We start from the raw sequence: 21,529 nt of genomic DNA on the forward strand, positions 1-21,529 counted from the left end.
TTTTTTATGAAAAAAATTCTTTTCACACTATTTGTACTTTCACAAGTACTGTTTTCACAAACATTTACATTTACTGCAATTCCAGATCAAGATGAAACTAAATTAAAAGAGAGATTCTCTAAGTTAGCTGTTTATCTTACTAAAGAATTAGGTGTTGACGTTAAGTTCGTTCCAGTTAAGTCATACTCTGCATCAGTTGCAGCATTTAGAAACAACCAAGTTCAATTAGCATGGTTTGGTGGATTTTCAGGTGTTAAAGCTAGAAAATTAGTTAAAGACTCACAAGCAATTGCACAAGGTGTTGAAGATCCAAACTTCTACTCTTATATTATTGCTCATAAAAGTACAGGAATTAACAAAGCAGAAAAATTATCTGATGCAGTAAAAGGTAAAACTTTTACATTTGGTTCAAAAGGTTCTACTTCTGGTAGATTAATGCCTGAGTATTATATTAGAGAAACTTTTAATGCTTCTCCAAATGATGTATTTAAAAAAGTTGGTTTTTCAGGAAATCACTCTAAAACAATCTCTTTAGTTCAAAGTGGTGCTTATGAATTAGGTGCTGTTAACTATAAAGTATGGGATAGAGAATTAAAAGCTGGAAATATTGATACTTCTAAAGTAAAAGTTATTTACAGAACTCCTGATTACTATGATTACAACTTTACAATTAGATCTGACGTTGATAAAAACTATGGTGCTGGATTTATTAAAAAAGTACAAAATGCTATCTTAAAACTTGAAGACAAAGAGATTTTAAATGCTTTCCCAAGAGCTAAGTTTGTTGAAGCAAAAAACTCTGATTATGACAAAGTTTATGAAACTGCTAAAAAAATTGGATTAATTGACTAATGATTTTTAATTTAGAAAATGAAACAATCTCATACGAGAACAATAAAGTTTTAGATTCTATTAACTTATCAATCAAGAAGGGCGAAAAAATTGCTCTTCTTGGGTCAAGTGGTAGTGGGAAATCTACATTACTTAAAAGATTATATGAATTAAAAAGCGAAGAGGTATCTTATTTACCTCAAGATTTAGGTTTAGTAAATAATCTTTCTTCATATCACAATATCTATACTTCTAAACTTCAAAATAATTCAACGATTTATAATTTAGTAAATCTAATAAAACCATTTAAAAAAGAGTTAAATGAAGTTACAAAGATTTTAAAAGAGCTTGAAATAGATGATAAGCTTTTAACAAAGTCTTTTAACTTATCAGGTGGACAAAAACAAAGAGTTTCAATTGCAAAATCAATCTACTCAGGTAAAAATATACTTTTAGCAGATGAACCAATTTCTGCATTAGATGAGTATATTTGTAAAAAGTCTATTGATATTATGCATAATTCTTTTGATACTATTATTTGTGCAATGCACAATGTAGATTTAGCACTAGAGTCTTTCTCTAGAGTTATTGGTATTAAAAATGGAGAAATATTACTTGATAAACAAACTTGTGACATTACTAAAGATGATGTGAGTAGGCTTTATTATGTTACTACTTAACAGTTCAAAAGAGTTAAATGTAAGTTTAATTTTTATTGCTGTTTTTATCTTCTCCTTGTTTTTTGCTGACTTAGAGATTTCTGCATATGAACCATTTTTAGAACTTAGTAAATTTGTAACTTCAATAAAAGATATCAACTTTTCATCTATTGATTTATTAATAGATGCGGCACTTCAAACTATTTATATTGCTACAATGGCAATAGTTTTTTCTGCTATTTTAGGTTTTATATTATCCTTTTATTTTAGTAATATTATTGTTAGAACAATACTTGCTTATATTAGAGCAATTCATGAGATATTTTGGGCTTTAATATTTTTACAAGTATTTGGTCTAAGTACAGTTACCGCAATCCTTGCGATAGTTTTACCATATAGTGCAATTTTAGCAAAAGTATATGCTGAAATATTAGAAGAATATGACACTTTTGATAAGAGAACTGTATCAAGAGAAGCTTCAAGAGTTTCATTGTTTTTTTATACTAAATTACCAAATGCAATGCCACATATAATTTCATATACATTATACAGATTTGAATGTGCCATGAAATCATCTGCAATTTTAGGATTTGTTGGTATTACAACTTTAGGTTATTATTTATCTTCATCTTTTAATGAAGGTTTATATAATGAAGTATGGCTAATGCTTATCATTTTTTATATTCTAATTGCAAGTATTAAATTTTGGTTCAATAAGTTTACTATTTTGGTTTTATTTGTAGTTTCACTAATTCAAATGCCACTCTCTTTAAACTCTTTTTCTAGTGAGAATCTATCTAGATTTCTTTTTGAAGACATTGTTCCTAGTCCTATAAAAAATGACTATACAGTTATAGAAGGGTTAACTTGGTTTTATAAAATCTTCATTAATGAGATAGTTCCAGGTATTTTTAACACTATTGTTTTAACACAAGTTTCACTTGTTGCAACTGCTGTATTAGCATTAGTTTTATTTCCTTTGATTTCATATAAATTTGTGGGTAAGTTTGGAAGGTTTTTCTCTCATATATTTTTAGTAGTTTTAAGATCAACTCCTGAGTATATTTTAGCTTTTTTATTTTTATCAATATTTGGTGCTTCGATGCTTCCTGCAGTTGTTGCTCTTATGCTTCATAATGGTGCTATTATTGCTTTTATTATTGGTAAGCAATCAAATGAGATTGATTATGTTTTAGATAAATCAACACACCTTAATTTATATACTTATGAAGTATTACCAAAACTATATAACTCTTTCTTAGCATTTCTTTTTTACAGATGGGAAGTAATTATGAGAGAATCAGCAATCTTAGGTATGTTAGGTGTTGCTACACTTGGGTTCTATATTGACTCAGCTATTGCTGATATTAGGCTTGATAAAGTTGTTATTTTGTTGTTTTTTACTGCTTTATTAAATATTACAATAGATTTAATCTCAAAAAAAGTAAGAGATTACCTAAAAACCGATGCTTCTATCACTACATGTGGGTGTGAATTAAAATAAAAAATTGTATAATTCATATAAATTAGGTAGGTTCCAAGCAAAGGGATAATAAATTGATCAAAATAGTTACTAGTACATTATTTTTATCTTCTATATTAATGACTGCAAACGCAGCTAATAATTACACTTATGTATTTACTAGCACGTCAAATATAGATAATGCAAAATCATTTATTAATACACACCTACAACACAATACTCAAGATATTTATATTATAAAACACAAAGATCGATATAGAGTTTCTTATGGAGCTTTTGATAATAGATCTGAAGCTAAGTATTTCAAACGAAATCTTCCTTTTAAAATAAAAAAACTTGATAAATTTTTAGTAAAAAATACTTTTGATTTAACTAGTGAGTCTTCTAAAATTATTGAAGTTATTAAGAGTAAAAATCCTGTAATAATAAAAAAAGAGAAAAAAGTAGAGTACAAGAAGAAAGTTGTAAAAGCAAAAAGCATCTCTTCTTCTATGAATAATTACTCTTTTGTATTTTTTAATACAAGCAAAATATCAAATGGTAAAAAGTTTGTAAAAAACTTTATGAGCAAAGCAAATGAAGATATATATTTTGTAAAACACAAAAACAATTATAGAGTATCTTATGGAGCTTTTTCATCTAAAAAAGAAGCTTTAGCTTTTGAGAGAACTCTTCCTAAGCATATTAAAAAATTAGATAAGTTTCTTGTAAAAAATAGTTTTGATTTACCAAGTAATGATACAAAAGTTGCTTATGTAATTAGAGTAAAACCAAAAGCAACAGTTCAAAGTAATGAACCAGAGTTTGAAACAAGAATAGTACAAAGTACTAATATTCTTAAAGAACCTATAATTAAAAAACCTGTTGTAAAAGAAAAAGTAGTAAAAAAAACTGTAGTAGTTAAATCTAAAAAGCCTGTATTAGTTAAAAATAAAAAAGCACCTGTAAAAGTAAAAAAAGTTAAACCAGTTTTTTCTGCTCAATCAAAAAAGATTCCAACAATTACAAAAAGAGAAGTTGTAAAAGCACCAGCAAAAAAAGTTGCTAAGAAGGTAATTGTAAAACCAAAGTTAATTAAAAAACCTGTAAGTAAACCAGTAAAAAAAGTAGTTAAAAAAACTATTAAAAAAGCTATCACACCAATAAAAATAGATAATAGATTTAAGAATTATACTTATGTATTCTCAAGTATGAGTAATCTTAAAAATGCTAAAGCTTTTGCTTCTAGACATCTAAAAGATCATAAGGAAAATATCTATATAGTTAAACACAATAAAAGATATAGAGTATCTTATGGTGCTTTTGCTAATAGAAAAGAAGCATATGCATTCAAAAAATCCTTACCTTTAAATATTAAAAAGATGGATAACTTTTTAGTAAAAAATGGTTTTGATTTAAATAAAGATAAAAAGAATGTTATTGAAATCATTAGAACAAAAGAAGAGCAAGAACTAATGAAAAGAATACTTCTTGAGCAAAAGAAGAAGAGTGTTTTATTAGCAAAAAAAGATGATAAAAAAACTATTAAAACTGTAAAACCAGTAAAAGCAATAGAGACAAAAGAGAAGAAAAAAGAAGATAAAAAACCTAAAAAGAAAAGCACAAAAGAAGAAAAAGCAGTATTAACAAGAGAAAACAAATCAAAGATTACTTTTGGAATGGATTCTAAAGTAGCTGCATTAGATGTGGATAATGATTTTGTATATGGGCAAGGTGGAACAAACTTCTCATTAAAAAGCAAAAGTACTACTTTGATTCCTAAAGTATTCTTAAATTATGGAGAACATACTATTTTAGCTTCATATTTAGGAATGGAGGCTGATGGTTCAAGTACTTTAGCTTCAGATTTAACTTTTGGTGGTACAACTTTTAGTGCAGGTGATAGCATAAGTTCATCTTACAAAACAGATTGGTTTACTACAGGTTATAGATATAAATACAAAGATATGAATCTTGGTGTTGATATCCATGATTATTCAAATAAGTTTAATATTAATGGCTCTGAAGTTACTAGAGACTTTTTATTCCCAGCATTAGCTATAGATATGAAAAAGAACTTCAAGAAGAAGTATAATGTTTTATATGGTGCTAGTATTGGTCTTAACTCTGAGATGTCTTATTATGATTATTATCTAGGTTTTGGAATAAAGGATTTAATCTTACCAACATCTAATTTATCTATAGGATATAAAAGCCAAAACTTTGATATAAATGATAATACTTATGATGGAAAAACTTCTTATAATAGTGGTTATTTTAACTTCAAAAAAGAGTTCTAAATATAAAATTAGAATAAAATCTTAAAAAGTAAAGTATATTTTACTTATTTAATAATAATATTAGGTATAATTTAATAAAAATAACTTTATGGAATCCCTCATGTCACTTGCGAATATCTTAATTATTGAAGATGAAACTATTTTGTCTTTACATATTGAAAAAGTTTTAAAAAAATTAAAAGTAAATATTGTTGGGGTTGCTAGAAATTCAAAAGATGCTTTAGCATTATCCGAGAAAAATAAAATTGATATAATTATTTCAGATATTAATATTGACGGGGATTTAGATGGAATTGAAACATCTAAAATAATTCAATATCAACATGGTAGTCAAATAATCTTTCTTACTGGTTTCCAAGATGAGGAGACTACAACAAGAGCTTCTGAAGTAGAATTCATAGGGTATTTACTTAAACCTTTTAGAGAAGATCAATTAATTGTTTTAATTAATATAATCATTCAAAAGTATCACTTTAATAATGATGATAAACTTATTAAAATTAATGAGTATCATGATTACAATAAAAGCAAAGGGCTTTTATATCTAAATGAAAAAGAGTTGTATTTATCAAGAGTTGAAAATACTTTGTTTAGAACATTATTTGCGTCAATAAATATGCCAGTGTCTTATGGTGATTTTGATTTTGAAGAGAGTAGAAGAAAAACTATAACTTCTAGTTTAAATACAAAACTAAAAGGTTTAGTTGTTCGAGATTTAAAAGAAGATGATTCACTTCTTCTAACATTTAAATAGTTATATCTTTTTTATTTAAAACAACTTGTGTAACTTTTAAATTACCTAAGTTTAAAGCTGTTAATTTATTCCCATAAACACAACCTGTATCAATACATAAATAGTTTTCCGATTTTACTATTTCATCGCTATTTTCATGACCATAGATATTTAATAAATCATAATCTTTCCAATTCTCTTCCCAATCCCATAGCCATTCTTCTTCATCACTAACTCTATTTACCATCATTGCATGGGATTTTTCTTTATCATCTCTTCTTTTGTAATAAGGCATACAAAAAGCATGTGTAATAAAGTATTTTTCTATTTGAATATATTGAGGTAAAGTTTTTAACCAAGAGATATGCTCTTCAATGATTAAATTATCACCTTTATAGTTTGCTATAGTTTCTCTTCCACCCATATACTCTTTTATATTCCATCTAACTTTTGCGCCATTTAGACACTCTTTTAGATGTTCAATCATATAAAAGTCATGATTACCTAAGATACAAGTATGATTGTTTGATTTTACGTACTCTATAACTTCTTTTGAGTATAAACCTCTATCACATAAATCACCTACAAAAATAAGTTTAGCATCTGAGGGAAGTTTTTTGATTAAGTCAAGAAGTGAGAAGTAACACCCATGAATATCACTAATTACATAGGTGTTTTCTAATGTGTCATTCATATTATAAATTATCTAAAGCTGCTTCATTAAACCTATAAGTTTTATGTTGTACTTTAACAAGAATATTTTTTTCTGCAAGTTCTTTAAATAACTTGATAAGTGTTGGTTTTGATATAGAAATTTCTTCCATAATATCACTATACGAAGCTGTAAATTGGTTTTCATTATTTAGGTTATTGATTATAAACTTGATAATATCTACTTGTTTACTATCTGTAATAGCTGAAATAGTTTTGATTACATTAATATTTCTTTGAATCTCTTTTTGTTGTACTATTGGAAGTAATACATCATGAAGTGTATTCAATAACTCTTTGATATTAATAGGTTTTACTATGTAGTTTTCAACCTTTAGTTTAATAGCTTCAAGTAAATATTTTGTATCAGTATGTGCAGTTGTAAGAATAGTAGGAAGGTTAATATTCTTCTCTTTAATATGTTTTAGAAAGTCAATACCATTTTCATTTTCTAATAATATATCTGAAATGATAATATCAACTTTTTTATTTATTAATATATCTAGTGCTTCTTTAGAAGTTTTAACAGCATAAATATTATTTACAAAATCTTCTAATACATCTTGCGTATGTTTTAATAAATTTACATCATCTTCTAAATATAAGATATTAAATTGTTGTAAGATATTCAAATCTTTATTTTGCATCAATAACCTTTTTGTTTGAAGTTGGGATCTTTATTGTAAATAGTGAACAATTATAGTTTATATCATCTTCTTTAATCTTATGTACAATATTCTTATAAGAAATAGAACCATTCATATGTTTTTCTACAATCTGTTTAGACATATAAAGACCAATACCAGTACCTGCACTTTTATACTTAGTAGTATAATAAGGTTCAAATATCTTAGGAACAATATCTTCTTGTATTCCACCACCATTATCAATCAAGTTAACAACAGCTTTATCTTTATATTTATTTACAATTATTTTGATAATTCTATCATCTTTATTAGAAGTACTACATAAAGCATCTTTTGAATTAGAAATAATATTTAAAAATACATGAGATAACTCATTATAATAGGTATTTAAAGGTACATTATCTTTGATTTCTAGTTTTACAGTAATATTTTCTTTTTCAAGTAAGTATTTTGATAACTCAACTGAGTGATCAATACACTCTTTAATATTAAATTCACTTTTTGATTTATCCGGGCTAAAGAAGTTTTTAAAATCATCTAAAGTCATAGACATATTATTTGCAAGAAGTAGGGCATCATGTACTTTCTCATCTACAAACTTTTCTGTAAGTTTTCCATGTAACATCTTTGTCTGGAAACTTTGAATAATCATAGTAATAGAACCCAAGGGTTGTCTCCACTGATGGGCAATATTATTAAGCATCTCTCCAAGACTTGCAAGTCTTGCTTGTTGAAACATGATAATGTCTTTTTTTCTATTCATTGATACTTCTTTTGAAATTTTCACTTCAAGATAAGCATTTAGCTCTGTGAGCTCTTTTGTTTTTTCTTCTACCTTTTGTTCTAATGAATTATGTAGTTTTCTAAAGTTATTTATAATAAATACAGATAAAACAATTGAGAATAAAAACACTAAAACAATAGAGATAATTGAAAAAATCATTATAGTATTAAATACTTTTTGGGTATTTCTTTTTTCATTAATAGCTAGTGATAAATCATAATTAATCAAACTAGTAATATAAATAGAAATTGCATTAATTTCTAGATTTAAAGTAGAGAAATCATTTTGTTTTTTCTGTTTTATTACATGGTTTAGTTCTTCTTTAATTTTATAAAGTTTTTTATCAATATTATTAATGATACTTTTTTTAAGAATATCATTTTCAAAATAATTCTCTTGAGTAATCAAAAACTTTTTTATAAAAGCACTAATATAAAAAGTAGACTCATCAAATAAAATCTCTTTCTTATAAGAGTTCCAGTTTTTATTTATTAGTTGTTGTGCTAATAATAAAACTTCCACAGCTTGATTCATATTGATTTCATTGTTATGCACATCTGTTAATGTATCTTGAATATTTACATTATATGTATCTTTTATATGTTCAAGTTTTATTAGACTTTTTGTTCTTTTATCAAACAGTACATCAAAATCCTGTTTGATTGTAAATGTTGAGATTTGAGATAATACAACAATACACAACATTCCACCTGTGATAATAAATACAAGGAAAGATGTTTTATATTTAAAACTTAAATTATCAAAATATGAAATGACACTTTTTATTTTTTCTTTCATTGTAACTCTTTAAATTTTAAATCTTTGTATTCAAAAAGATAAGTATTATTTAGAAGTTGAGAATTCTCAAACTTCATATATAAGCCATCCAACATTTCTGGGGGAGTTGTTTTTAGAGTATGAAGAAGTTTTTCTCTTGTCATATCACCTTTTATTCTTGATATTGCATTTACTAATACTTTTGAAGCTAGAAATGCTTCTAGTGAAATAAATCCAAGTTTTTCATTTGGATAATATTTTTTCATTAAAGCTTGATACTCTTGAATAACTGGAATTTTAGTATTCAAATAGTTTGGAACAACTTGAGAGAAGATTAGGTTGTTTGAATCTGTTTTCATCTTATCAAGTTCACTTATCATTGCATTTGCATCACCAAATGAGATATTACAAAAGATTGTATCTTTCATTGATTCACTCTGTTTTGCTTTTTTGATAAATAAGGCGTTTGTTTTATAAGCTCCCACCATTATAATAGCTTCTGGTTTTGCATGTTGTATTTCATTAAAAGCGTGAGTAATTGATAAGGTATTTCTTTTATATGAACCCTCAGCACTTAATGAAAGTTTTCTTTTCTCTAATGATTCTAATAAAGATACATAACCTTCTTCTCCATAATCATCATTTTGATAAAAAACGGCAATTTTACTTAAACCTTTTTTATCATGTAGATAGGATACAAGTTTTTCAACTTCTTGTTTGTATGAACTTCTAAAGTTAATAAAGTTGTCATTCTTTTTATTTCTCAAAAATGAAGCACCTGTAAATGCAGCAAAAAAAGGAATGTCTTCATCATATAAAATTGGTAATATATTTTTAACTGTTGGTGTTCCAACTAATCCAAATAATGCATAAACCTTGTCAGTAAATATTAACTTATTAATATTATCAATAGTTAATTCTGGTTCATATTTATCATCATAAATCAAAAAATCAATTTTTTTATCTTTTAACATATTAGTTTCATTTACATAATTAAAATATGAGTTTGCACCAGCAGTTACTGATGAACCCCAACTTTTAATGATACCACTCTTAGGCAGGGACGTACCTATCTTAATTTGGTTGTTAGAAAAGATTTCATCTTTGAAATAAACGGATATTATAATTAGTATAAATATTAGTATTGGTATTCTTTTTATCATACTAGATTTTACACAAATCTGGACAAGAAAAAGCTTTAATTTATAACATCAATAATAATTATCATAAAAATTAGTGATAATAAGTAACATGCATAAAATAAAAGGTAAAATATATTTTAACATTTAAGTTTAGTTTAAAAATAAGTATATAGAATTAGGTAAAATATATTTGACCAATTAAAGGCATGTTTATGCAAGAATTTATTTACTATAATCCAAATGGTTTAGACTTTCCCCTAAATGAGGAGATTCTAGTTACTAATAATATAGAAGATGTTAAAGAACAAGACTTTCTAATCTCTAATACTAGCGATGTAAATGCAGAAGTAAATGCAGATGAGATTGATTTTTATCTAAAAAATACAAAAGACCCAGTAGCAACACAAATTGAAAATATTTATAAACTATACGAAATTGCTGCGAATAAGTATGATTTAGCTCAAGATATTTCATACTCTCAAGAAGTATCAAAACAATTACTTCTTATTACAAACTCTCAAGACTCATACAATGATTTTTTAGCCTGTATTAACCCTGAAGACTTTGAACTATTCTTTATTAAAGAAGAAATGGTAAAAAGTATTTCAGGAATGATTGGTAATTTAAATGTAGTTGTAGATGATGAAGGTAAGGATGTTGATTTAAATGTCTCTCAAATCGTATGGTTTGATGCTAAAAAAGAAGGTATGAAACAAAGTGGTTGTTTTGATCCTTTAGAGTCATCTATTGAAGAAGTAGTAAGTCAATTAAAAGAAAATATCAACGAATATTCATACAAAAAATTCACTACTTATGATAGCTCTATTTGTCAATACCATGAAAGAAGAGAAGAAATCTGTTCTAAATGTGAAGAAGTTTGTCCAACAGTAGCTATTACAAAAGATGACAAAACAAAAACATTAGGTTTCTCTCAAATTGATTGTCATGGTTGTGGTGGATGTATCTCTGTATGTCCATCAGGTGCTATGGATTATGCTCCATCAAATAGAAATTCTATTTATGAAATGAGTAAGTTTTATAAAAACACTCATCCTTTAGTAATTCCAGAAAAAATGAATATGAAAGATTTAAGTGCAGACTTAAAAGAAAATGTTCTTCCTTTCTCTATTGAGGGTGAGAAATTCTTAGATGAATCTACATTCTTAACTTTACTTCAATTATCTGGTTCACAAGTTATTTTCTATTCTGATTTTATTTCAAAAGGTTCTGGTGATGCAATCAGAATTGTAAATGATATTTACCAAAAGAAATATGGAAAAGATGCAATTATTATTGCAATGGATGAAAAAGAATTAGAAGAAGCATTAAAAACAGTATCTTTTGTTGAAGATACATATTTCAACTTCAATCAAGACGATCTTAGAAAAAGAGAAGTTTTCTCTCATAGATTACAAAAAATTGTAGGAGATGAAGACTTAGGGCAAGTTCAAACTGGTGAACATGTGCATTACGGACAAGTAAAAGTAAATGAAGACACATGTACTTTATGTCTTGTTTGTGTGGGTGCATGTAATGTTGATGCCTTACAAGCAGATGCTAGTGATAATACTCTAAGATTAAACCCATCTTTATGTACATCATGTGGATATTGTGAAGTTTCATGTCCAGAAGCTGATTGTCTTACTATTGAAAAAGATGTAATCAATCTTCAACCAGCATGGTTTAAAGAGAGTGTTTTAGCTCAAGATGAATTATTCCCATGTGTTGAATGTGGAGTTGAATTCGCAACTAAAAAATCAGTTGAAAAAATTGCAAAAATGATGGCACCAATCTTCTCTGCAGATCCAGTAAAAGAGAGATCTCTTTACTGTTGTGCAGATTGTAAACCAAAAATCATGATGCAAAACTACTATGACCAAAAAAATCAAGGAATGACAAATGCAAGATAATCAAGCAGTAAACAAAGCAAGAGCTTTATATTACAACCTTTTTGCAAACTTTTTTGTTTCATCAAAAGAGTTAGGAAACTACTTAGAATTAGTATCTTTAGTAAAAATGCTAAAAGAAAACCCACTTGATGCATCATCTGGAAAAGCATTAGAAAATATCTCTACTGCTTTAGACCCAATATCAAATGTAGTTTTATTACAAGAGTTTGATGATTTATTCCATAATCCAACAACTAAAAAAATTAGACAAACTGCTTCATTTTATGATGAGGGTGTTGAGTCTGGTAAAAAAAGAGTTGAGATGATTCAATTTGTTGCTAAAACAAAAATCAGAAGAGATGAAAAAGCATATTTTGAATATGAAGATTCAGTTGGTTTTATTTTTTCACTTATGGCTGAATTAACTGATTTAGTTGCTCAAGATGAAAAAGAGTATGAAAATACAGTTCATTGTATTTTTGCACAAGTTATAAATGACTTTATTGATGAGTTTGCAAAAGACACTTATGAGCATGAAAGTGCAGTAATTTATAAAGACTTAATGGTTGTATTACATTCATTTGTTGCTTTTGAAAGATTATACTTAGAAGTTTCAAAACCAGCAATTAAAGAGAGAATCAAAAAAGTAGAATCTTGTGATGCTATTTCTGATGAAGAGATGGAAAGACGTGCAAGAAATAAAGCTATGAAAGCTTTAGGACCAAAAAATAAACAAGATCAAGATGAGCCAAAAGATATGGCTTATGATGTTGAGGATGAAATTTAGTAAAAGGTTTACCTTTTGCTAAAGAGATTTTACAAAGGAAGTACGTAGCCTTCCTTTGTAAAGTCTCTTAAATAGTGCCTTTTAAAAACTTTTTGTTTTTAAAAGTGTACTTCTGGGGCTTAATTTCTATAAGGAGGTCAGTCATGCAACAAAGCAGAAGAGAATTCGCTAAGAAAACTGCAATTGTGACTGCTGGTGCGGCTGTTGTTGGCGGTACTAGCGTATTGGCTGCTACTGGTAACTCATCTGTTCAAGATGATTCGAATAATGGTGTTGTTGTAGGAAGCTCTAATAAAAAAGAGATTCTATACAAAAAAACTGCGGCTTGGGAAGAATTTTACAAGAACGCTAAATAGTAAAAAAATAGTAGGAGAAGCATATGTCTGCAAATTCATATGAAACTCTAAATGCTAAAGTTGGTAGACGGTCATTTATGAAAATGGCTGCAGTTGCCACTGCATTTGGAGTTACGTCATCTTTTGCTAGTACTACTGCGACGAGAAAAGCTACTGAGGAAGAGATTAAAAATCCATTCCCTGGTTCTAAGATGGTTAAATCTATCTGTACAGCTTGTTCTGTTGGTTGTGGTGTAATAGCTGAAGTACAAAATGGCGTTTGGGTAAGACAAGAGGTTGCTCAAGATCACCCTGTATCACTTGGAGGGCACTGTTGTAAAGGTGCTGACATGATTGATATGGTTAGATCTGAAGTAAGACTTAAACACCCAATGGTTAAAAGAGGTGGAAAATGGCAAAGAATTTCTTGGGATGAAGCTTTAGATGGAATTGCATCTAAATTAGAATCTTTAAGAAAAGAAGATGGGCCAGATTCAACAATGTTTTTAGGATCAGCAAAATTTAATACTGAGCAATCGTATTATTTTAGAAAATTTGCTGCAATGTTTGGAACGAATAATATAGATCATCAAGCTAGAATTTGACATAGCTCAACAGTTGCCGGGGTGGCAAACACATGGGGTTATGGTGCTATGACAAATTCTCTGGGAGATATCCAGAATTCAAAAGCAATCATTATATTTGGAGCGAATCCAGCGGTTAATCACCCAGTAGGATTCCAACATTTTTTAAAAGCAAAAGAAAGAAATAATACAAAAATTATCGTAGTAGATCCTAGATTTACTAAGACTGCGGCAAAAGCAGATTATTTTGCACAAATTAGACCTGGTACTGATATTCCATTTATGTATGGAATGTTAAATATCATTTTCAAAAACGGATGGCATGACAAAGGCTTTATCAAAGATAGAGTTTATGGAATGGAAGATGTAATGAAAGAGGCTAAAAATTGGCCAATTGAAAGAGTTGCAGATGTGACTGGTGTTGATGCGGATTTAATTGTACAAATTACTAAGCATTATGCACAAAATACTCCAGGTACTTTAATCTGGGCTATGGGTCTTACTCAACATACAAATGGTTCGTCAAACACAAGAATGGCACCAATCTTACAACTTGCTCTTGGAAACATGGGTGTTGCTGGTGGTGGATGTAATATTCTTAGAGGTCATGATAACGTTCAAGGTGCTACTGATATGTGTTGTTTATCACACACATTACCAGGTTACTATGGATTAAGTGATGGTTCTTGGAAATATTTCGCTAAGTCTTGGGGTGTTGATTATGAATGGCTAAAAGGAAGATTTAAAGATCCTTCTTGGATGAACAAAAAAGGATTCACACTTGCTAGATGGTGGGCTGGAGTTCTTGGTGGTAATCCAGGTGAAGATGCAATTCATAATGCAGGAACTAGATTAAAAGCATTATTCGTAATGGGTAATGGTATTACTTCTACTGCACAAACTAAAAAAGTAAAAGAAGCATTAGATAATCTTGATATTGCAGTATTCTGTGATCCTTTCGTAAATGAAGGTGCAATTATTACTGATAAACAAGATGATGTTTATATTTTACCAGCTGGTACTCAATTTGAAACTTCAGGTTCAGTTACAGCAACAAATAGATCTGCTCAATGGAGATCTGAAATTATCAAACCAATGTATGAGTCAAAAGCTGACCAAGACATTATGTTTGAATTAGCAAAAAGACTTGGATTCTATGACGAATTAACAGCTGGTATGTTAATTAGAGAAAACAAGAAAGAGTACAAATGGCCTGAGGATTGTACTGATGAGATTGCAAGAATTATCAAAACAATTGGTTTAACTGGTTGGACTGCGAAAAGACTTAAAGCGCATCAAGAAAACTGGCATATGTTTGATGAAGTATCTGGAAGAGGATACGGAAAAATGACTGGTGAGTACTATGGTTTACCATGGCCTTGTTGGACAGAAAAACATTCAGGTTCGCCTTTACTATACAACATTAACAGATCTGTTAAAGATGGTGGTATGGGATTCAGAAATAGATTTGGTTTAGAGCACGATGGTGAAGATTTACTTGCGGGTAAAGGTTCAGCTCCAAAAGGTTCTGTAAACAAAGATGGTTATCCTGAAATTACTAGAGATAACATCGAAGAAGTTTTAAAGATCAAGTTAACTGAAGAAGAAAAGAAAAAAATAGGTAAAAACTGGAAAGTTGATACTTCAAATATTATTGCTGAAAAATGTATGGAACAAGGTATGGCACCTTATGGAAATGCAAAAGCAAGAGCAAAAGTATGGACATTCGCAGATCCGATTCCTTTACATAGAGAGCCATTACACTCTCCTAGAGCGGATTTAACGAAGAAATATCCAAACTTTGCTGATAAGAAAAACCATTATAGAGTTGATACAAGATATATCTCTGAGCAAACTGCACAAGATTGGGCGAAAGACTTCCCTGTTAACTTAGTTACAGGAAGATTAGTAAACATGAATGGTGCTGGTATGGAAAATAGAGCATCTAAATATCTTGCAAAATTAACTCCAGAAATGTTCTGTGACATTAATCCTGAATTAGCAGGAAGACATGGAATCAGAGATGGTTCAATGATGTGGATTCATTCACCTCAAGGAACAAAGATTAAAGTGAAAGCTAAATATTCATTTAGTGTATCAGAAGACAGAGTATTCTTACCATTCCACTTTGCTGGTGTTATGGAAGGAGAAAGTCTATTACATAAATACCCAGATGGAACTGCACCATATGCAATTGGTGAAAGTGCTAATACTGTTACTAACTACGGTTATGACATTGTTACTCAGATTCCTGAAACTAAAGGTGGTTTATGTCGGATAGAAAGAGCGTAGGGGAGTAACATGAGTAATAATAATGTAGATTATTCTAGAATGAAATTTTACTGCGATGAAAACAGATGTATTCATTGTGATGGTTGTTCTGTTGCTTGTGCCGAAGCTCACGAGTTACCTGTAGAAATTAGTAGAAGAAAAGTAATAACAGTAAACGAAGGTAAGCAAGGAATGGAGTTTTCTCTTTCTGTAGCTTGTATGCATTGTACTGATGCACCTTGTGAGCAAGTATGTCCAGTAGATTGTTTCTATATCAGACAAGACGGAATCGTTTTACATGATAAAGATAAATGTATTGGTTGTTCATATTGTTTATATGCTTGTCCATTTGGAGCTCCTCAGTTCCCAAGTGACGGTGCATTTGGAACAAAAGGTGTGATGGATAAGTGTACTATGTGTGCTGGTGGACCTGAAGAAACTAACTCTGAACATGAGAGAGAGTTATACGGTCAAAACAGAATATCAGAAGGAAAAGTTCCTGTTTGTGCTGCAATGTGTTCTACGAAAGCCTTATTAGTTGGAGACTCTGAGTCTGTTTCTAATATTTATAGAGAAAGAGTTCTTTCTTTTGGCCATGGAGTACAGTCAATGCCTTACGGATGGGATAAAGCGTATGGAAAATAAGAGTTTTCTTAGCGAGTATAAAGCTTATTTTATAATAGGCTTTATATTTATGCTTCTTACTTATTGGTATTTTTGGTTAGCAACAATTGCTGACATTAGTTATGTATATAACTTTTTAATGCAAATGATGCAAGGTAATATATCTGGTAATGTGGTTCCTGTTGATTCTCTAACGAGATATGAACAAATGGAAGTTGCATTATTTGGTCCAGATTATAATGCTATTGCACCTGAAGTTATTAGAGCATTTGAAGAAAGACAACACTTACTGCCAATAGTATTTACGGTGGAGTTTTTCTTATTCCTAACAATGTTCATTGTAGCAAAGGGTAGAAAACAAGCTGAGATTACTAGAGAGAATGACAAAGTACAAGTTTACTCTGTTTTTCAAAGATTAGTAATTTTACTTAATATAGTAATTATGATTTATTTATTCATTACTGGTTTCTCAATTACATTTGGAAATTGGACTGGTGGTGGTGAACTTGCAAGATTAATGAGAGCAACACATGAAATGGTTGGACTTGGATGGATTCCAGTTTGGTTAATCATGACTTTAATTGCTTTTAAAGATCACAAGTTTTTTGTAAGACCAAGTATGAAACTTTGGAATAAGATTTTCCTGAGAGGGAAATATCAACACATGGATAGAATCAACTACTATATGTATGTTGCATTTGGTGGAAAATTAGTATTAAGTGGATTTATCATTTGGTACTTATTCCCTGATGCTTCAACGCATGCAGAGACGATTCAATTCAAAAGATTTATTCTGTTTATTCACTTTATGGGAAGTGCGATTATTTCGTTCTTTACATTTGAAACAGTTTATTCTTACTTTGTATCTGTTAAAGGATACATTCCTGGAGTTATCACAGGTAAATTACCAGTAGAGTATCTAGAGCAATTAAGACCAGATGTTCTAGAAGAAGAAGATTTAAGAAAATAAGTTAAGCAAAAGTAACTTCGAAAGAAGTTGCTTAGCTTTTCTTTTTTATCTATTAATGTGCAAAATTTGCATATTAGTTTTTTCTAAGAGTAACTCGTTGCTCTCTTTAGGATTTGTTTCTTTAACTGGAATTTATTTCCAGTGCTAAAAGAAAATAAAAAAAGATGTTACCTTAAAAAAATCATAATTTTTTTAAGAATTTAAATATGCAAAATTAGCATATTAGAAAAGAGAAGAGAAGATATGGAAAACGCCAAATATTTAAAAACAGTAGTAATAGACAAACTTATAGAAAATGAAGCAACTGAAGTAGAAGATGTGACGATTGATGAGTCACGATTAAATTTATATTTAAATGGCGAAAAAACAATATCAATGATGTGTATTCCAAAAGACCAAGATGCTCATGCAGTTGGTTTTTTAATGAGCGAAAATGTAATCACAAGTATTGATGATATTGAAGAGTTAAAAGTAAGTGAAGATGGATTAAGAGTTGATGTAAAAGCCTCAATAAATGAAGATTCACTACAAAATTTATATAAAGAAAAAACACTAACAAGTGGATGTGGTGGGGGAGTTACTGGTACTGCTGATGGAAATTTAGAAATACCATTCAACCAAACATCATTCAAAATCAAACCAGAAACAATCTCTTCAGAGGTAAAAATATTTTATAGAGAAAGCGAACTTTATAATTTAACTGGTTGTGTTCATAAAGCAATGATTTATTTACTTGATGGAACAACAGTAACAGCTGAAGATATTGGAAGACACAATGCAATTGATAAAGCTATTGGAAAGTGTAAATTACAAGGCTTAGATACTACTAAGTCGGTTTTATTTGTATCTGGAAGATTAAGTTCTGAAATGGTTACAAAAGCTGTAATGCATAGAATTCCTGTGATTGTATCTAGAACTGCACCTACATATTTAGGTGTACAAACTGCACATAAACATGGAATTACAATGATTGGTTTTGCAAGGGGTAGAAAGATGAATCTTTATACTCATCAAGGAAGAATTGATGTCTAAATTAGACAATGCGCAAAAAGAATTATTAATGACAAATTTAGACGAAGATGGGAAACTATCTTGTCTAAAGGCGTTTAAAGTTGCAAGACTTATAGGGAAAAACCCAAAAGAGATGGCAAGTATTACTAGTGATTTAGGAATCAAAATTACAAATTGTGAACTTGGTGTTTTTGGAAAACTAAAGTTTAAGAACCCAAATGAAAAAGTTTATAACAGATTACAAGAAAACTACATGGGGCATAAAAAACTTGATTGTAAAGTATTGTGGGATGAGGCTCAAAAATCAACATTAAGAATAGTTGGCTCGACAGTTAAAAATTCTGATATTGAAGTTACTCATTGTCAACTTGGAGTTTTTAGAAATAAAAAGGATATCCATGGATGTTAAAGTAAAAATTTGGATCGAAGATGGAGAAGATAATTTAGTTTTTGGTGGTGGAAAAACTGAGGTTTTAAAACTAATAGATGAAACAGGTTCTATTTCAAAAGCAGCCCAAAGGGTTGGAATGAATTATAAAAAAGCTTGGTCTCATATTAAGATACTTGAAAATCATATTGAAGATGAATTAGTTCATACTAAAAAAGGTAGAGGGGAAGATAGTGGTAGTTCACTAACTCCTAAAGCTCGAGAGATTATTCAAACTTATGAAATCTTACAAGATGATATAAAAAAGTATGCACAAAGTAGATTTGAAGAGCTGTTTTTGAAAGATAACAAAGAAATTATAAATGTAAAAGGAGAATCAAGTGATTAAGCTGAATTCTTTACAGTACAAAAACGATGGAGATTTAGAAATATCTAATGATTTATCACTGCAAACACTTAGTAATAATGATGTATTCGAAAGACTTGAAAAAGAGTTTTTATCAAAATACTCTTTTGAGAACTTAAGTACTTTTTCTTTTTGTAAAGATGGATTTTTAGGTCTATTATTACAACTTGGTAAAAAAGGAAAAATTGCAATTTCAGTTGGTGAAACACAAGCTTTATTTGAAGCAGGGAAGACTTATGAGTCTTTAGGTTTTGAATTAATATGGATTGAATTAGAAAAAAATGGTCAGGTAAATAAAGAGCAAATAAAAGAAGCTAGTGCTGATTTTGTTTTTATTTCATCTTATGTAATGGACACATTTGTAAAAACAAATCTTGAAGAGATCAAAGCATTAAGTTCAGCTGTAATTATCTCAAATGCAAGTGCTGATTTTTGTCAAGATAGTGATGCTGTTTATTTTGATTCTTATAAATTAACTGGTTTTTCTACATCTTCTGTATTACTTTTCAATAAAGAATTATTTGAAGAAAAAAGTTTTGGTTTTATTGATTCAATTGCTGTTAATACAGTATTTAAAGCTTTAGAGAACCAAAGCTTTGAGAATGACTTACAAGAAGAGTTTAAATCTAAATTAGAAGAAGTATTCTCTGAGAACATCTACTTCTTTGTAGATTACAAAGATACTCTATCTTACACATTACATTTTGCATTAAAAGATATTAAAGCAAGAGAGATGATAAGAACACTAGGTCTTGACGAAATTCATATTACAAATGGTGAAGGATGCTCACTTGGACTTTCTAAACCATCAAGAATTATTCAGGCTATGGGTTATGACGAGCTTACAAGTAGAAATGCTTTATCACTTACATTTTGTGAGAAACTAGATAGTAAAACAATAGAAAAAATAGCAAAAACTTTTGCTAAAAAATATAGACAAATAAAGGTTTTAAATGAGCAATAAATTAACATACTTAGATTTTGAAGAAGCATCAAAAAGAAGTCTAGATTTAGCAGATGCTACAACTTTAACAGAGATTGTTCCTTTAGGATTATCTCTTGGTAGAGTAGTGTCACAAGATATTATTTGTGTGAAAAATCTACCTGCTTTTAATAACTCTGCAATGGATGGATTTGCTTTTAAAGCTAGCGATGCTGGTAAAACACTAAACATAAATAAAATCATTTATGCAGGTGACAAAGGTGAGGCGGTAAAGGCATCTCTTTGGGATAATGAATGTTACAAAATTATGACAGGTGCAAAGGTGCCAAGTGATGCTGATACGATTATTCCTATTGAGAATTGTTTAGATGTTACAGATAAAACTGTAAAAATCCCAAGTGATATTAAAGTAGGTGCAAACCTAAGACTTAAAGGGGAAGAGCAAAAAGAAGGAAATGTATTGTTTAAAAAAGGTGAGGTTATCAATGCTTCACATATTACACTTCTTGCTTCTCAAGGTCTTACAATGATTGAGGTTTTCAAAAAAATCTCTATTGCCGTTGTATCAACTGGAAATGAACTAAAAGAACCATGGGAGCAATCAAGTGATGAAGAGATTTATAACTGTAACTCTTATGCTTTAGTTTCTCTTCTTGCTGAAAATGGTTTTGAGGCTACATATAGTGGGGTGATTCCTGATAATTTAGAAGCTTCTACGAAGTTTATCTCAAATCTTAAAAACTATGATGTGATTATTACTACTGGTGGAATTTCTATGGGAGATGCTGATTTTGTTGGACAAGCATTTCTTGATAATGGATTAGAAACTGCATTTCATGGAGTGAATATTAAACCTGGTCGTCCTATTATGATGGGAAAAATGTCAAATACAGTTGTGATGTGTTTACCAGGTAATCCATTAACAGCAATGGTAAATATGTATTTATTTGCAGTTCCTGTGTTACATAAGATTCAAGGGAGTGCATACTTTCATCACGATGTAACGTTTGCAATGAATCATGAGCAATTCAAAACAAAACAAGGACGAGTAAATGTGGTTCTTGGAAATTTAATTAATGGAGGGTTTAAAGTAACTAGAAACAATAAATATGGATCAGGAATGATTACAGCTTTATTTGAAAGTAATTCTATTCTTGTAACAAAAGAAGAAACATCAAGTATAGATGCTGCAAGTGAAGTTTATGCTATTAAATTTAATAGTAAGTTAGTAGAAACAAAAACAAATATATTCAATTAAATTAAAAAAACAAGGAA

General features: G+C 29.2%; 20 protein-coding genes. 16 read left to right on the forward strand and 4 right to left on the reverse strand.

Features of this window, described 5'->3' with window-relative positions; all coding sequences use genetic code 11:
- Window positions 1–6 precede the first annotated feature (6 nt).
- The 5 genes from ALEK_RS06555 (at window position 7) to ALEK_RS06575 (ending at window position 6,006) form a co-directional block, all read left to right on the forward strand.
- Window positions 7–852, forward strand: a complete 846-nt coding sequence (locus tag ALEK_RS06555) for a putative selenate ABC transporter substrate-binding protein (protein ID WP_071625953.1) — start codon at window positions 7–9, stop codon at window positions 850–852.
- Window positions 852–1,511 (forward strand): ATP-binding cassette domain-containing protein, encoded by a 660-nt coding sequence (locus ALEK_RS06560; RefSeq protein ID WP_071625952.1) that lies wholly within the window; start codon window positions 852–854, stop codon window positions 1,509–1,511. The genes ALEK_RS06555 and ALEK_RS06560 overlap by 1 nt, the downstream gene beginning before the upstream one ends.
- Window positions 1,498–2,994 (forward strand): PhnE/PtxC family ABC transporter permease, encoded by a 1,497-nt coding sequence (locus ALEK_RS06565; protein WP_071625951.1) that lies wholly within the window; start codon window positions 1,498–1,500, stop codon window positions 2,992–2,994. Before ALEK_RS06560 ends, ALEK_RS06565 begins: the two co-directional genes overlap by 14 nt.
- Window positions 2,995–3,047: 53 nt before the next feature.
- Window positions 3,048–5,252 carry an SPOR domain-containing protein gene (locus tag ALEK_RS06570; RefSeq protein WP_071625950.1) on the forward strand — a complete coding sequence of 735 codons (2,205 nt, stop codon included), beginning with the start codon at window positions 3,048–3,050 and terminating at the stop codon, window positions 5,250–5,252.
- Between the two features lie 100 nt (window positions 5,253–5,352).
- Window positions 5,353–6,006: a response regulator gene (locus ALEK_RS06575; RefSeq protein ID WP_071625949.1), complete on the forward strand. Its 654-nt coding sequence runs from the start codon at window positions 5,353–5,355 to the stop codon at window positions 6,004–6,006.
- Here the strand turns inward: ALEK_RS06575 and ALEK_RS06580 are convergent.
- From ALEK_RS06580 to ALEK_RS06595, 4 genes are read right to left on the reverse strand one after another with little or no spacing between them, the layout of a single operon-like run.
- Window positions 5,999–6,679: a metallophosphoesterase family protein gene (locus tag ALEK_RS06580; RefSeq protein ID WP_071625948.1), complete on the reverse strand. Its 681-nt coding sequence runs from the start codon at window positions 6,677–6,679 to the stop codon at window positions 5,999–6,001. The two genes, ALEK_RS06575 and ALEK_RS06580, sit on opposite strands and share 8 nt — an antisense overlap.
- Before the next feature lies 1 nt (window position 6,680).
- On the reverse strand, window positions 6,681–7,343 hold the full coding sequence (locus ALEK_RS06585) for a response regulator (RefSeq protein WP_071625947.1): 663 nt from the start codon (window positions 7,341–7,343) through the stop codon (window positions 6,681–6,683).
- Window positions 7,333–8,925: a sensor histidine kinase gene (locus ALEK_RS06590; protein ID WP_071625946.1), complete on the reverse strand. Its 1,593-nt coding sequence runs from the start codon at window positions 8,923–8,925 to the stop codon at window positions 7,333–7,335. The genes ALEK_RS06585 and ALEK_RS06590 overlap by 11 nt, the downstream gene beginning before the upstream one ends.
- Entirely contained in the window at window positions 8,922–10,067 is a 1,146-nt protein-coding gene (locus tag ALEK_RS06595) for an ABC transporter substrate-binding protein (protein WP_071625945.1), read from the reverse strand. The genes ALEK_RS06590 and ALEK_RS06595 overlap by 4 nt, the downstream gene beginning before the upstream one ends.
- 191 nt (window positions 10,068–10,258) lie before the next feature.
- Here ALEK_RS06595 and ALEK_RS06600 point away from each other — a divergent pair, with 191 nt between their 5' ends.
- The 11 genes from ALEK_RS06600 (at window position 10,259) to ALEK_RS06655 (ending at window position 21,512) form a co-directional block, all read left to right on the forward strand.
- Window positions 10,259–11,956, forward strand: a complete 1,698-nt coding sequence (locus ALEK_RS06600) for a 4Fe-4S dicluster domain-containing protein (RefSeq protein ID WP_071625944.1) — start codon at window positions 10,259–10,261, stop codon at window positions 11,954–11,956.
- Window positions 11,946–12,722 carry a TorD/DmsD family molecular chaperone gene (locus ALEK_RS06605; RefSeq protein WP_071625943.1) on the forward strand — a complete coding sequence of 259 codons (777 nt, stop codon included), beginning with the start codon at window positions 11,946–11,948 and terminating at the stop codon, window positions 12,720–12,722. Before ALEK_RS06600 ends, ALEK_RS06605 begins: the two co-directional genes overlap by 11 nt.
- A 143-nt stretch (window positions 12,723–12,865) precedes the next feature.
- Complete coding sequence (locus tag ALEK_RS06610) at window positions 12,866–13,078, forward strand: Tat pathway signal protein (protein WP_071625942.1); 213 nt, start codon at window positions 12,866–12,868, stop codon at window positions 13,076–13,078.
- A 23-nt stretch (window positions 13,079–13,101) separates the two neighbouring features.
- Window positions 13,102–15,933, forward strand: coding sequence for a formate dehydrogenase subunit alpha (locus tag ALEK_RS06620; protein ID WP_083574588.1), 2,832 nt, complete (start codon window positions 13,102–13,104; stop codon window positions 15,931–15,933).
- 9 nt (window positions 15,934–15,942) lie between these two features.
- Window positions 15,943–16,557 (forward strand): formate dehydrogenase FDH3 subunit beta, encoded by a 615-nt coding sequence (fdh3B, locus tag ALEK_RS06625; RefSeq protein WP_071625941.1) that lies wholly within the window; start codon window positions 15,943–15,945, stop codon window positions 16,555–16,557.
- Entirely contained in the window at window positions 16,547–17,506 is a 960-nt protein-coding gene (locus ALEK_RS06630; protein WP_071625940.1) for a cytochrome b/b6 domain-containing protein, read from the forward strand. Before fdh3B ends, ALEK_RS06630 begins: the two co-directional genes overlap by 11 nt.
- A 243-nt stretch (window positions 17,507–17,749) precedes the next feature.
- Entirely contained in the window at window positions 17,750–18,538 is a 789-nt protein-coding gene (gene fdhD, locus ALEK_RS06635) for a formate dehydrogenase accessory sulfurtransferase FdhD (protein ID WP_071625939.1), read from the forward strand.
- Window positions 18,531–18,926, forward strand: coding sequence for a ModE family transcriptional regulator (locus tag ALEK_RS06640; RefSeq protein ID WP_071625938.1), 396 nt, complete (start codon window positions 18,531–18,533; stop codon window positions 18,924–18,926). The genes fdhD and ALEK_RS06640 overlap by 8 nt, the downstream gene beginning before the upstream one ends.
- Window positions 18,916–19,293: a winged helix-turn-helix domain-containing protein gene (locus ALEK_RS06645; RefSeq protein WP_071625937.1), complete on the forward strand. Its 378-nt coding sequence runs from the start codon at window positions 18,916–18,918 to the stop codon at window positions 19,291–19,293. Before ALEK_RS06640 ends, ALEK_RS06645 begins: the two co-directional genes overlap by 11 nt.
- Window positions 19,286–20,275, forward strand: coding sequence for a cysteine desulfurase (locus tag ALEK_RS06650; RefSeq protein ID WP_071625936.1), 990 nt, complete (start codon window positions 19,286–19,288; stop codon window positions 20,273–20,275). Before ALEK_RS06645 ends, ALEK_RS06650 begins: the two co-directional genes overlap by 8 nt.
- Window positions 20,265–21,512: a molybdopterin molybdotransferase MoeA gene (locus tag ALEK_RS06655; RefSeq protein WP_071625935.1), complete on the forward strand. Its 1,248-nt coding sequence runs from the start codon at window positions 20,265–20,267 to the stop codon at window positions 21,510–21,512. Before ALEK_RS06650 ends, ALEK_RS06655 begins: the two co-directional genes overlap by 11 nt.
- Window positions 21,513–21,529 lie beyond the last annotated feature (17 nt).

Origin of the sequence: Poseidonibacter lekithochrous (genome assembly GCF_013283835.1) — a bacterium.
In the GTDB taxonomy this organism is placed as follows: domain Bacteria; phylum Campylobacterota; class Campylobacteria; order Campylobacterales; family Arcobacteraceae; genus Poseidonibacter; species Poseidonibacter lekithochrous.